The organism is Desulfoluna sp., from assembly GCF_030145185.1.
In the GTDB taxonomy this organism is placed as follows: Bacteria; Desulfobacterota; Desulfobacteria; order Desulfobacterales; family Desulfolunaceae; genus Desulfoluna.
The window spans coordinates 1-13,089 of sequence record NZ_JAQYWB010000058.1 but is presented as its reverse complement, the minus strand read 5'-3'; the positions used below and the strand labels follow the sequence as shown (position 1 = coordinate 13,089).

The window sequence follows — 13,089 nt, the reverse complement described above, 5'->3', positions numbered from 1 at the left end:
GGAGATAAAATGAATAGAGATCATCATACACTGGACCAAAACGGATTTGATTACATGGAAAATTCAGGGAGAGAGGAGCAGGACCGGGATACGGTTGGGATGGTCTTTGCCCTGATCCTTATGGCGGTCCTGACGGTTGGACAATATATGGGGCTGTATTAATTCTTCGGCTCTGGCACACGGTGTGCTGATTTATCGGCGAAGAGTCAGCACTGTTTTTCGATGGTTATGGAGATAAAATGGTATATTTTACAGTTCCTTTTTTGATGATTTTACTGGTTCTGGCCTCAACCGCCTCGATGTATATGGGCCTTTTCAAAGCGCACAGGGAGGAGGTCTCTTTGGGCAAGAAAACGTTTGCGTCGCTTACCAGTTCTCTCATTTCAATGGTGGCGTGGTTTCTCCTCTTCAGCCACTACTATATCGGTTGGTAGCAAAGGTATGGATGAGATGTGTCCATGGGTTTATATCGGAAAAAATAGAATCTGGAGGGTGATAGTGAAATTACAGAAAATGTCGATTGTTTTATTTGCTTTGTGTCTGTTTGGGGCGCTCTTCTGTGTGAATGGCTTTGCCTCTGAGGATGGAAAAATTAATCTGAACGAAGCAACGGTGGCACAATTGGTCGAAATCCCGGGCGTCAGTGAAACGATTGCTAAAGGTATCGTTGAACTTCGAGAAGAAAATGAGGAATTTGTGGATCTGGAAGAGTTGCTGGATGTGGATGGACTGGACAATCAATTGCTGCGGACTCTTTCCAGGTACCTGTATGTCGAACAAACAGCAGGATGCAATTGCTAGCCCGGATATTTCATGAGAAACCGTAATGCAAAAGTATATACAGCTTTATTACAGAATGGTGTGAGGAAAAATCAGGTGTTCGGAAAACACAAAATCTCAATTTTTGTTTTCTGCTCGATTTTCTCACCCTTCGTGAAATATCCGGGTTAGGAGTGGTCATGGGTTTGATCAAAAAACGTTTTATCGGTGTGGGGCTATTTCTGGCTCTTTTTGGCGCGGAGGGTGCCTCTGCGGAACGGTTCGGCGATTATGTCGGGTGGAGAACATGCTCCGAGTGTCATGAAGAGATCTCAGACGGGTGGCAGACAACGCCCCATGCGTCTGCGTTTGATTCGTTAAAAAAGCAGGGGAGTGAGAAGCAGAGCATACCCGAATGCGTTACCTGTCATGTGGTCGCAATGGATGAAGATGGCGGTTTCATTGACAGCGATCTGACGCCGGAACTTATAAATGTTCAGTGTGAATCATGCCATGGGCCGGGTCTCAGCCATACGCAGAGTGAATCTCCTGAAGATATTGTGAAAACGCCTGATGAACACCGATGCAGAACCTGCCACACGGAGGGTCAGGACAAGAGCTTCGATTATCGCGATAAATCTCGGTTTGTCCATGGTGGCAAGTAGGCTGAGTTTTTCAAAATAAATACATATGAAACCGAGGGTAGATATGAGAAAAATTACGGGCGTGATGATGGCGGTGTGTTTGATTGTGAGTCTGTTTTCCGGGGTTGTTATGGCGGAAAATAAGCCGCTTTCTCTTTCAGAGACGAAGGTCTTGTTTGGGACGTTGAAGGAAGGCGTCTCGGCTGTAAAACATGTGACTTTGAAAAATATCGGGGGCTCGACGATTCAGATTAAAAATGTAAAAACCAGTTGATCCTGCACTGAAACTGCGCTTGGAAAGCGCAGCCTGTTACCGGGTGAATCGACTCAGCTTACAATTGTCTACAATACGTTGAAGTTTCCTGGCGAATTTGATAAGCGAGTAACAGTTTTTACTGATATTCCTTCTCAACAATCGTCGGTGATCAGTATTAAAGGGTCTGTTGACCCGATACCCATGGGGGTGATGACGGTAACCCCGAGAAAGATTACGGTTTCTTCCTTCAGGCTAAATCAGGTGAGTCGTGTGCCGGTGGAGCTCTTTAATACCGGGGACGCCGACCTGACGGTTGAGCGGATTGTCTCACGGAAATTTAACACCCTTTATTTTGATGCCGCCGTGTCGGGAAAGGTGACCATTCCTTCCGGTGAGAAGAAAATCGTGGTGATAGAGGTTGCCCCCGCGGTCAAAGGACGGTTTATCGATTTTCTGATGATCCATTCGGATGCGCGGAACTGCACCTCGAAGGGATACAAAGTCGTTCTTGTCGGAAATGTGGAATAACCGTTGCTGATGCCCCGGTTGACTCTGGTTAGGGCGTGAAACAAGACCGTTATAAAGGATGTTCCAGTGTCGATTTTTTGTGACGGAGCATCCTTTTTCTGTTTTTACGAAGGGGGGGCAGGTGAGGGTGATGAGATGAAAGTTACGGCCGGAACGCGCCGGGGTGCAGAGGTTTTATGTGAAAAGGATAGGTATGAAAATTAAGTCTGTGAAGAAAAAGGGCATCCTTTTTCTGTGTGCGCTGACGGTGGCCTTTTGCTCACCCACCGAGGCCTTTGCAAAACGCCACCTGAAAGTGAGTATAAACCCCGTGTTACCCCCTTTTTCCTTTCTTGATAAAAGTGATTCAAAGGTCAAGGTGAGGGGGTTCTCCGTAGATTACATCAATATGCTCGCCAGGCTTTTACATGCGGATGTGGATTTTTATGCTTCAGGGGAAATGTTTAAACAGAATACCATCCGTGATTTTGACATCAGGGCCTTGGGGTTCAAGCAGCAAGAAGGGGTGAGCTATCAATACGTGCCCATCCATATAAATTTTACCCGGCGGATTTTTGTCGGATCAAATTGCACCACGATCACCTGCCGCAAAGATTTTTCCCATAAAAAAATTGTCGTTCTGTCCGGTGATTACTACAGAGAGCATTTGCCCTCTGATGACTCTGAAATAATCGTTGTAAATTCAACGCTTGAAGCGATCCATCTCCTCGATAAAGGTGTCGTGGATGCGTTTCTCGCTCCTTCAGAACGCACCACCCTTTATATTATACAAAAAGAAAAACAGGAAAATATAAGAAAAGTGGGTCTCTCCGTGGAAACAATCCCCATGGGCATTCTGGTGAAGAAAGGGGACCCCGAACTTCTTGCGGATATACAGGAGGCTGTGCTGACCCTGGAGAAGCGGGGGGTGGTGGGTGAACTTAAGGACAAATGGTTCGGGAAACAGATCGAATTGCTTGACTGGAAGGTTTATTACCGGCCCCTTGCCATGATCTTTATGGTGGTGATTACAGGACTCGGTGGCATATTGTTTTGGAATTATATCCTTAAAAATAGGGTTGCCCGGGCTACGATGGAGCTTAAACATTCCAGGCAGCAGTACATGGGGTTGATTGAATCTTCACCGGATATGATTTTTCTTGTAGACCGTGAGGGGGGAATCATCCTTGCCAATCATAAAAGTAAAAGCATTATTCAGGGCGAACAATCAGAGGAGGGGCGCACCCTTTTTGACCTGACATGTCCAGAAGACCATGGAATATTGAAAAATTTATTAAATTCAATTTACAGTCTGGGCTCTGCCACGGATGAAATCAGGTTTGTTTTTCCTGAGAATGAATTGAGGGATATGGATCTTGCGGCGTCGCTGATTGACTTTGAATGGCAACCCAATATTTTCGCCTGTTGCTTTGCCCGTGACGTGACCGAAAGAAATCAATTTGAAAACAGTTTGATCAAAAGTGAGAGGCTCGTTGTTATTGGTAAAATGGCGGCTGCCGTTGCCCATGAGATTAATAATCCCATTGGGATCGTTCTGGCAAATGCCGATGAAATCCTGGATGCAGAGCTCACCCCGGAAGAGACCCGGGAATGTCTTGAATCCATTCAGCGAAATGCCATGCGAGCCGGTGAGATTACGCGGAATCTTTTGTCCCTTTCCAAGCCTGAAAAAATGACGTTGCGTAAAGTTGAGTTGGTCGATGTCGTGAACCTCTCGTTGAAATTTTTGAGGCCCAAGCTGAAGGATGTAAAGGTCCATGTGATCTATCCCGAGGATTCGCAGCCCATATCAGGCGATTTTAAATTCCTCCAGCAAGTGGTCGTAAACATTATATTGAATGCCGTTTCTGCCATGGAGGGAGCACCCCAAAAACATCTGGTCGTGAGGTTTTGCAAAAAACTGCGGCAGGAAAATGTAAGATTACTATTTGAGGATACGGGAAAAGGGATCCCCCGAGAAAATTTGGTGCAGATTTTTGAGCCTTTTTTCTCTAAGGGGAAGGAAAACAGCTTTGGTCTGGGTCTTTTTACGGTGAATCGTATCATCGAAAAACATGATGGGATTGTTTTTGCTGAGTCCGATCCAGGTGCAGGCACGAAGATTGTTCTTGAATTGCCCAGATATGAAGAGAAGGAGTCGTGTTAAGTGGCAGATAAAATATTGCTGGTTGATGATGAGTTGGAATTGCTTAAAATTCTGTCACGGACATTGTCCCGGCATGGGTTCCAGGTTCAGTGTGCCGCTTCGGCCGAGGAAGGCATAGAGTTTCTTTCAGAAACCGCGTTTGATCTTGTTGTCTCGGATATGGCTTTGCCGGGGATGGATGGCCTGGGCTTTCTTCAGAAGGTCCGGGAGTTTGAAACCTCGTTGCCCTTTATCATTATGACGGGAGTCGGCACCATCGAGAATGCCGTGGCAGCCATTCAAAATGGAGCATTTCATTATATAACCAAGCCTTTTCAAACCAACGCTCTCGTCAACCTGGCGGGGCGTGCCATTGAATATGGGCATCTTAACAAGAGACTGGATAAGCAGTTTCTCGATGAGAACGAGGATCATTCCCTGGTGATTGGGAGCAATAAAGCGGTGCAGATCATGCTTCGTACCATTGATAAAGTGTCTGATTCGACTGTCCCTGTTCTTATCCAGGGAGAAACCGGAACCGGGAAATCTCTTTTTGCAAAAAAAATTCATGCCATGAGTTCAAGAAGAGAGGATGACTTTTATATCATCGATTGTGCGTCCCTTGCCGAACAGGTTTTGGAAAGTGAACTCTTTGGTCATGTCAGGGGGGCTTTTACGGGCGCTGTTTCATCCAAGCGGGGTTTGTTGGAGGAGGCCCAGGGCGGTACAATTTTTCTTGATGAAATTGGCGAGTTGTCTCCCACGACTCAGATGAAACTTTTACGTGCTGTTCAGGAAAATGAGATCAAACCGGTGGGGGGCAACAAACCGGTGAAAATTGATGTTCGATTTATTTCGGCGACCAGCCGGAATCTCGATGAAGACGTCGAGAGCGGCCGGTTCAGGAAGGATCTTTATTATCGGTTGGCTGTGATCCCTTTGATGCTCCCCCCGTTGCGGGATAGACGAGAGGATATTTTGCTTTTTGTGGATAAGTTTGTGAATAAATTCAACAAAAAGTACAATAAAAAAATCACCCAGGTCTTGCCGGGTGTTCTCCAGCAGTTGATGGATTTTGAATGGAAAGGGAATATCCGTGAGTTGGAGAATATCATCGAAAGGGCGGTGTTGCTGGCCGACGGTGAGGTCATCACTCAAGAGAGCATTTCTGTTTCGGCGGGGTATTCGAGGGAGAGTTCTCCAGAGGCGAGACATCCCTTGCCCCTTAAGCGAATTGTGGAGCGCGCTGAGAAACAGGCCATCGTGAATGTTCTTTCAATTACGGAGGGCAATCGGACCATGGCGGCAAATATTTTGGGCATTGGGCGCCGAACCCTTTATGACAAACTGGCGATGTATCATCTTGATTAATAAGCGAATTGTAAGTGCTGACGTGAATATCTGATTTTTTATTCTTGTGTTGCCGGGTCCCCACTGATGCGATTTCAGCACCAATGTCTTGAGATCTGGTGTGACGAACACTTTGTCATGAGGGGGGATTGAATTGTGAAAACAGGATTGGGTCGCAAGCTTCTTTTTTTTATTTGCAGTGTGTTTATTGTCTCTTTTACGGTAACCATTTTATATGTGTATTATTCCGCTTCATCTCGATCTGAAAAAGATGGAATCGAGATAACCAGCCAGGCAGCGCGTGTGTATGGCGGACACGTGAAAGCACAACTGGAATCCCCTTTGAATGTGTGCCGGACCATGGCAAAGATCCTTGAGGGGTCGGCACAGTATAAAAGCGGTGTGAAACGTAAAATGATCGATCGACAGCTCAAGAATCTGCTGGAGTCTAATCCCATGATTTTTGGTCTGTGGGCCGCCTTTGAACCGAATGCCCTTGACGGACGGGATGCCTATTATGCGGGACGGAAAAGAAAAAAATACGGCCCGGACGGCAGATATTCCAAATATTTTTTCAGGGACGGGGAGAGGGTCCTCGGTGTGTATGACGGCTCTTTTGAGAAGGCCTGGTATCAGACGCCCGCCGAGGTGATGGACGAGGTGATCCTTGAGCCCCTCTGGGGAAAAAAATCCACAGATGAGATTATGGTGACCGTTGGCGTGCCGATCAAAAAAGGCGGCAGGTTTATCGGCACTGTGGGAGCCAGCATTTCTCTTTCGACCATTCAGAAGATGATTGGTGAGATCAAGCCCTTTGAGGTGGGGTACTGCTTTCTGATTGAAAACAGTGGGCGTTTTGTCGCGCATCCTGACTCTGGCCTCGTTGGGCAGCCCCTTGTGAAAAATGGGGTTTCCCAAGGCGTCCTCAGTGCCATCAAGGAGGCTGCTTCGGTTCATGCGCAGGCGGTTTCAAACGTGAACGGCCTCAAATCTCATTATGTGTATGAACCGGTATCGATCGGGAAGACCCAGACCCCCTGGTCGCTTGGGATTGGGGTTCCCGAATCCAAAATACTGGAGTCTGCCAAGACCCTCAGGAGTCATTGTATTGCGATCAGCTTGATCGCGATTGTGCTGCTGACCCTGACGCTTCTTTTCGTGATTCGGATGATCGTTGTCAAACCGGTAGAACGGGTGATCGAAGGGGTCAGGGATATTGTCGAGGGTGAAGGCGATCTGACCCGACGGCTTCCCGTCTCAGGGCATGATGAGATCAGCCTCCTTTCGAGTTGGTTCAATCGCTTTTTAGAGAATCTTCAGACGATGATCGGGGATATCAAGGTACACGCAGCAGAGACAGATCGCTGCTCCCGGGAGCTTCTCGATGTTTCGGGTACCATCGTTTCTGATGCGTCCGAAGCGGCCGAAAAAGCAAGCGTCGTGTCCGGGTCCATGGAGACGATGAAAATGGGCTTTTCAACCATCGCTGCTGCCATGGAACAAATTACCGTGAATACCTCGGATGTCGCCTCTGCGATTAAAGAGATGACGCAAACTGTCGGGAGTATCAGCAGCAGTTGTGAAAATTCAAGGAAGACCTCGGACCGTGCCGAACAGTTGGGAGCCAACGTGTCCGGCGCCATGGAGGCGATGGATGAGGCAGCCGACAAAATCAACGCGATCACCGAGATGATCAGTGAGATCTCTGCCCAGACCAATCTGCTGGCGCTGAATGCAACCATCGAGGCGGCCCGGGCCGGAGCGGCCGGGAAAGGGTTTGCGGTCGTGGCCGATGAGATCAAGGCCCTGGCCACCAAGTCCTCCTTTGCCACCGGCAATATCAAAGGGCAATCCCAGGAAATTCAGCAATCCACGACGCTTGTGGTCGGTGAGGTGAAAACGATTTCGCAGGCAGTCCATGAGGTGAATGGCACGGTTGTTCACATTGCGGATTCCATGGAGGATCAGGCAAACTCGGCCTCGGAAATTGCCGGCAATATCTCCATGGTGAATGACGGTGTGGCCGAAATAAACCGGAATATCTCCTATAATAATGAGGCGGTGCAGGGTATCGTTGATGCGATGGCAGAGGTGAGCGGGGCCGTGGATCATATGACAAAAAGCAGTGAGACGGTCACCGACAGCGCCAAGGCGTTAAAAGAGATGGCCGACAGAACCAACGAAATTATCGAACGGTTTAAAATTTAAGTCGTGTGATGCACCGTAAGATGTTTCTCCCCCTTTTCCCCTTTTCCCCTGTGACACGTTGGCCTCGTGGAGGGCCGCGTGTCCTTTTTCTTCATGGTGTAAATGCTGTGTCGGGTTTTTCGACAGGGAAGGGGGGGGGTGAGCCTTGTCTGCAAGAGAGAAAGAGGCGGCTCGACGTCCTGATAAGGGGGGGCCTTTAGGTAACAAAGGCATATCAGGTGTCGAGCCGTCTCTGCGGGTCACCACACGAACGACGGTCAGGGACCGGTGTTCGCCCCGGGGGGGAGACGTGACCCAAGCTGGATATTCTGGGTGATCAGCACTTGGACGGGGCCAGCGCGGGCTCCGCTTCCGGATCGAAAACAACGTCGTCGTTGTCATCTAACACGGGGTTCAATTCTTCCATCAGGTCCTGGGTCATTCCGGGTACCTTCTGAAGCTCTTCCGGGGTCTTAAAGGCACCGTGAGCTTTCCGATATTTTACAATGGCTTCAGCCATCTCATCCGAAATATCAATGTCTTCTATGCCCATGATGTCTGCGGCGGTTGCCTTGTTAAAACTCACAATATCATCTGCAAATGCGGGTAATGCGATGGAGAGGCTCAGTAGGGCTGCGGTCATAAGAGTGGCCAGGGCTTTTGTCATTTTATATCTCCTGTCATAATTGAATCAGAGCGTTTAACACACTGCCGTCCATGGTTTGACGGACTGTTTTTGCGTGTCATGTTGAAGAGTCATCCCGGTGATTGGATTTTTTCTTTTTTCGGAAACCAGCGGCACCTGCAGGGTCGGTGCGGACTGACCTGCAGATGCCGTGAACTCTCCTATGGGAGAGGGGACTCGTGAAATAAGTCCGCAGGCATGGCCTATTCTTCCTTGTTATCGGTTTTTACGGGCTCAATTCTAAAGTCTGTGTTCATCGGCGGGATCACCGCATTCTCGGCCGGTTTGTTGAGCTGTGGGACGTAGTCGTAAGGTACCCGGTAGGCACGGTAAACCAGGTTGTATTTTCCATTGGGAGTATAGTAGGGGCTGATATACTCCCAGACAATCTCGTGGTCCGGGGTAACTTCCTGGAACTGGCCCACGGCGCCGTTTGTAATGAGGGTGTTGCCGTTGGGCAGGCGTTGCGCCGAACTCACATAGTCACTGTAGAACTGGTATTTGTTACGCATCCCCATGGTCTTGGCGGAGTGTTCCCAGACGATCTTGAGTGTGACGGGGTTGATCTCGATCACGCGGGAATAATCACGTCTCGCATTGCTCCAGCCATAGTGGGCGCCGGGGTTTTTGGGGCCGTAACCGGCGTAGCCGCCGTTGTCATAAATCATGATGTTCCCGGCTCCGGGGAGGCCCTTCGGGATCATGTGGGTATGGTGCTGCCCGATAATCTGCCCGAGTTTTTTGTAGGCTTTTTTGTAGACCTTTCCGCCGAAAGTCCACTGGATATTTTTGTAGTACAACGGCCCGATCTGCCACACAATTTTTCCCGTACTTTTTTCGATGATGCAGCTGGTATTCAGCTGTCGGTTGGAGATAATAATGTTTGCTGGGTTGAAGACCGCATATTTGACAGGATCTTTTGAGAACCAGTGGTTGGGGCCGAGATAGGACGCCGCGTTGACGTGAATCCAGTCGCCACCTTTGACTCCCGGTGTCCGTGTCATGGAGTAGGTGGGGTGCTTTCGCATGGTTTTGGTGACCTCTTCGGGGAGGTTCATCTCTTTGACGTGGTCACTGGCAAGCCACTCCCAGATAATGTTTCCTTTTTTGTCCACTTCGACGATGTAGTCATCATAAAGTGACTTTTTGGTGATTTCTAAGTTCTGGGTCAGCTTATGGGAGAGAATCAGGATCTTGCCGTCTTTTTTGGCGACAGGCATTCCGGGTGCATGGTAGCCCACCGGGTTTCCTTCCACCTGGTAATCATGGTGCATGCCGGCGCGGGGGATGGTCCGGACAATTTTTCCCTTAAAATCAACCACCACCAGGTCGGTGGACATCTCATCTCCCCAGATGCGCCCTTTTTTTTCAATGGATGAACGCCTGGCGCCCATGAGAAAGCCGCCTTGAAGGAATTTAGGCGGGTGTTCTGCGTTGCCGATATCTTTCCATTGCCGGACGACATGGCCATTCATGTCGATGAGGACGGTTCCCTCTCCCTCCTTTTCAGTCCCGAACAGGGTGTACCCGCTGTCACATTTTTCTGGTTTGTAGATGGTGGTGCCATGCGGGAATACAGTGGGGAAGGCCATGGCAGCCGAAGGAATGATCAGGGCAGCCGAGACCACAGCAGTAAGTATTCTTTTTTTCATATCGTTGAAATGTCCCTTTTGAAAAGTAGTAATTAGTTATAAAAACAAGCCTTTGGATTTATATAAATCATCAAAAAAAATGATCGAACAGTCGACGTGGGTGAGATAGAGGCCCACGATGGCACCGTTTTCCTGATAAAAATAAGCAATAACCATACCATGCTTATTTTTATTAGTATAACTGAAATCTATTTGATTTGGACGGGCGGTCCATGGTCGAGGTTTTTTTGCGGACGTGGCTCTCATCAGGGGGATTGTTGGCTTTTCTGTGTTTTGATCCGAGAATAAAATATAGATCAGAGAGTCGATGGGATGGGGCGGGGCTTGTGACAGGTTGGTTGATTTTCTGCTGGGTAGAGTTCGGGGCTATTTTCAGGGAAGATGAATGCTGAGCCTGTGGATCATCAAATAAACTCAGCGGGTTGAGGTGCCTTGTCTCTGGCTTCGGTGGTGGGCAAAGAGGGCTTTGAACGTTTTTAAGCGGCAATGGGCTGTTTTGATCTATTAGTTAAGTAACATAAAATAAGAGTAAAAAAGCTGAGTGTGCTGTGCACCGCACATTTTTTGCGGTGGTGTGCATAAACGGGGGCACCTGCACACCCCAACATGTCAGTGGGCCTGGCGACCCCCTTTTAATCTGATGCGATCGGAAAGGGTTTCAGAAAATGGTGGAACAGTGTATACACATCCCTTTTTGTCTGCATTATCTAAAAAGGACATGGGGGGGCGTCGCCAGGCAAACAGGGGGCGGACCCTCCGTCTAACATACGGAGAGGTATTCGATATGTACACGTATCAGCCCCAAGGGGTTTGCGCTAAGAAGATTGATTTTCAGATTGAAGAGGGGACGGTGAAAAATCTGGTATTCACCAACGGCTGCCCGGGGAACCTTGAAGGGATTCAGCGCCTTGTTGAGGGGATGCCGGTGGAGGATGTGATCGCGCGTCTCAAGGGGATCACCTGTGGAAAGAAAGCCACCTCATGCCCGGATCAGCTTTGCCTGGCCCTGGAGGCGTGGCAGCAGGGTGAACTTCAGATTGCGACCGGTGCCTCCCATCTGAAGTTGGTGATCTAACCATCAAACGATGGATGCGGCGCCCATGAATGCCGGGGTTTTTCTCCATGCATTCGGGTGCCGCCTCCCCGGAAACGGCCCGATTTTGACGTGACAGGTGTGAGAGCCTGTTGTCAGCGGTGCGTTTTCTCATGCTCCCGCATCTTGATCCTCATGGCTTCATCAGGTATGATAGATACCTGTCCAACCTTGAATATATGGCTGCATCGTCAGGTGCGGTTGCCTTCACGGCGTGTCTCTTCCCTCTCTCTTCCTTTCTTCATTTATTTCGTTCCCCACTCGCGTGGCACGCAGGGGCATTAATGAAAGCTCAGATTTCGGTTCATATCGTCCGGAACGGACTGCGGCGCTTTGACAAGGCAGGTGTCGATTTATCCGGAGTGACGGCCGGGCTCAGCCCAGCTCGCCCGAAGGGTGAGAAAATCAGCCAGAATACCGTGGATTACATTCTGTATTTTTGAAACAACTGAAAATTTTACTGCAAACGACTGTAATTACGAATTATTCCTTAGTCTTGATTGTTTTCTCATGAAATGTCCGGGTTAGACGAATCACCACCAAACAAGGAGATGATGCATGGATACATCCACCTCTTATCTGGGATTGTCGCTCAAGAATCCTATTGTTGTTGGAAGTTCGGGGTTGTCTGGTACGGTCGAAGGTGTCAAGCGCCTGGAGGAGCAGGGTGCCGGAGCCGTGGTGTTGAAATCTCTTTTTCAGGAAGAAATTTTCTTCGAGAGCGAAAAGGTGATCCGGGACAGCAAGGCGGCGGATGCCTCGGTTCAGTATTTTGATTACGAGGGGCGGAAAAATCCCATTGAATTTTATGGGTACAAGGTGCGGGAAGATAATTTAAATCGATACACGGCATTGATTCGAGAGTCCAAGGCCGCGGTGGACATTCCGGTTATCGCCAGCATTAACTGCTATTCCGATTCCCTGGAGTGGATCGCTTTTGCCCGTGAGCTGGAGACCGCGGGGGCCGATGCCCTGGAACTGAACATGTTTTTTTCTCCCACCCACTTCAGCCAGGTGCGAAAGGAGAAGGAGGACCTCTATTTTCAGGTCATTGAAAAGGTGCTGTCGGTTGTGTCGATTCCCGTGGCTTTGAAGATCACCCACTACTTTACCGATCTGGGGCCCATGATTCAGAAATTGTCTCGAACCGGGGTCCAGGGGCTGGTCCTCTTTAACCGCTTTTTCAGCCCTGATTTTGATATCAAAAAAATAGAGGTGGTTCCCTCCTTTCTTTTCAGCGCTCCGGCCGAAATGGCCCTTTCGCTTCGCTGGATCGCCATCATGGCAGAAAAGGTGGATTGTTCCCTGGCCGCCTCCACCGGGGTTCACGATGGCGATGGGGTGATCAAGCAACTCCTGGCCGGAGCCCAGGTGGTGCAGGTGGTCTCGGCCCTCTACATAAATGGGGTCAAGCATCTGGGCACGATGATTGAAGACCTGGAGACATGGATGGGAAGCAAGGGGATAAAAACCATCGCCGATTTCAGGGGGCGGCTCTCCCAGGAGAAGAGTTCGGATCCTTCGATTTTCGAACGAGCCCAGTTTATGAAGTATTATGCGGATAAGAAACGATTAAAGGCAAGGTAAGCCCGGATATTTCATGAGAAAACAATCAGGCCTAAGGAATAACCCATAATTACAGTTCTTTATGGTAATATCTTCAGTTGTTTCAAAAATGCAAAATGTAATTTACGGTATTCTGTCTGATTTTCTCACCCTTCGGGCGAGCCGGGTGCACTCATCTGCCGCGTTATCAGAGCTTTGAGGTAAACCACTACATCTTCAGCTCTGATGCCTTGCATATGAGCGC

General features: G+C 48.9%; 12 protein-coding genes and 2 pseudogenes. 12 read left to right on the top strand and 2 right to left on the bottom strand.

The window, feature by feature from the left end; genetic code table 11:
- Window positions 1-9: 9 nt before the first annotated feature.
- The 9 genes and pseudogenes from Q1Q75_RS16940 to Q1Q75_RS16905 all read left to right on the top strand — a co-directional run bounded on the left by Q1Q75_RS16940 (window position 10) and on the right by Q1Q75_RS16905 (window position 7,870).
- The gene (locus tag Q1Q75_RS16940; RefSeq protein ID WP_300673014.1) at window positions 10-162 is read left to right on the top strand and encodes a hypothetical protein; all 153 of its coding nucleotides are present in this window, start codon (window positions 10-12) and stop codon (window positions 160-162) included.
- Between the two features lie 77 nt (window positions 163-239).
- Window positions 240-434 (top strand): hypothetical protein, encoded by a 195-nt coding sequence (locus Q1Q75_RS16935; protein ID WP_300673012.1) that lies wholly within the window; start codon window positions 240-242, stop codon window positions 432-434.
- A 64-nt stretch (window positions 435-498) separates the two neighbouring features.
- Window positions 499-801: a helix-hairpin-helix domain-containing protein gene (locus Q1Q75_RS16930; protein WP_300673010.1), complete on the top strand. Its 303-nt coding sequence runs from the start codon at window positions 499-501 to the stop codon at window positions 799-801.
- A 158-nt stretch (window positions 802-959) separates the two neighbouring features.
- Window positions 960-1,424 (top strand): cytochrome c family protein, encoded by a 465-nt coding sequence (locus Q1Q75_RS16925; RefSeq protein ID WP_300673008.1) that lies wholly within the window; start codon window positions 960-962, stop codon window positions 1,422-1,424.
- A gap of 268 nt (window positions 1,425-1,692) precedes the next feature.
- A pseudogene (locus tag Q1Q75_RS16920) lies at window positions 1,693-2,187 on the top strand (DUF1573 domain-containing protein); the annotation flags it as partial.
- A 193-nt stretch (window positions 2,188-2,380) separates the two neighbouring features.
- Window positions 2,381-3,118, top strand: a pseudogene (locus Q1Q75_RS22645) (transporter substrate-binding domain-containing protein); the annotation flags it as partial.
- Between the two features lie 57 nt (window positions 3,119-3,175).
- A complete protein-coding gene (locus Q1Q75_RS16915) occupies window positions 3,176-4,333 on the top strand; it encodes an ATP-binding protein (RefSeq protein WP_300673006.1) in 1,158 nt (385 codons plus the stop codon).
- Window positions 4,334-5,683 (top strand): sigma-54 dependent transcriptional regulator, encoded by a 1,350-nt coding sequence (locus Q1Q75_RS16910; protein WP_300673004.1) that lies wholly within the window; start codon window positions 4,334-4,336, stop codon window positions 5,681-5,683. It abuts the gene before it with no gap.
- Between the two features lie 297 nt (window positions 5,684-5,980).
- Entirely contained in the window at window positions 5,981-7,870 is a 1,890-nt protein-coding gene (locus Q1Q75_RS16905; protein ID WP_300673002.1) for a methyl-accepting chemotaxis protein, read from the top strand.
- A gap of 316 nt (window positions 7,871-8,186) precedes the next feature.
- On the opposite strand, the gene Q1Q75_RS16900 is transcribed toward Q1Q75_RS16905, so the two are convergent.
- Both Q1Q75_RS16900 and Q1Q75_RS16895 read right to left on the bottom strand, forming a co-directional pair.
- Window positions 8,187-8,516, bottom strand: coding sequence for a helix-hairpin-helix domain-containing protein (locus Q1Q75_RS16900; RefSeq protein WP_300673000.1), 330 nt, complete (start codon window positions 8,514-8,516; stop codon window positions 8,187-8,189).
- 221 nt (window positions 8,517-8,737) lie between these two features.
- Window positions 8,738-10,186: an aryl-sulfate sulfotransferase gene (locus tag Q1Q75_RS16895; protein ID WP_300672998.1), complete on the bottom strand. Its 1,449-nt coding sequence runs from the start codon at window positions 10,184-10,186 to the stop codon at window positions 8,738-8,740.
- Between the two features lie 784 nt (window positions 10,187-10,970).
- On the opposite strand from Q1Q75_RS16895, the gene Q1Q75_RS16890 reads away from it, so the two are divergent.
- From Q1Q75_RS16890 to Q1Q75_RS16880, 3 genes are all read left to right on the top strand, one after another.
- Window positions 10,971-11,261 (top strand): TIGR03905 family TSCPD domain-containing protein, encoded by a 291-nt coding sequence (locus tag Q1Q75_RS16890; protein ID WP_300672996.1) that lies wholly within the window; start codon window positions 10,971-10,973, stop codon window positions 11,259-11,261.
- Between the two features lie 302 nt (window positions 11,262-11,563).
- Window positions 11,564-11,722, top strand: coding sequence for a hypothetical protein (locus Q1Q75_RS16885; RefSeq protein WP_300672993.1), 159 nt, complete (start codon window positions 11,564-11,566; stop codon window positions 11,720-11,722).
- 115 nt (window positions 11,723-11,837) lie between these two features.
- Window positions 11,838-12,866, top strand: a complete 1,029-nt coding sequence (locus Q1Q75_RS16880) for a dihydroorotate dehydrogenase-like protein (RefSeq protein ID WP_300672991.1) — start codon at window positions 11,838-11,840, stop codon at window positions 12,864-12,866.
- The last annotated feature ends 223 nt before the right edge of the window (window positions 12,867-13,089 follow it).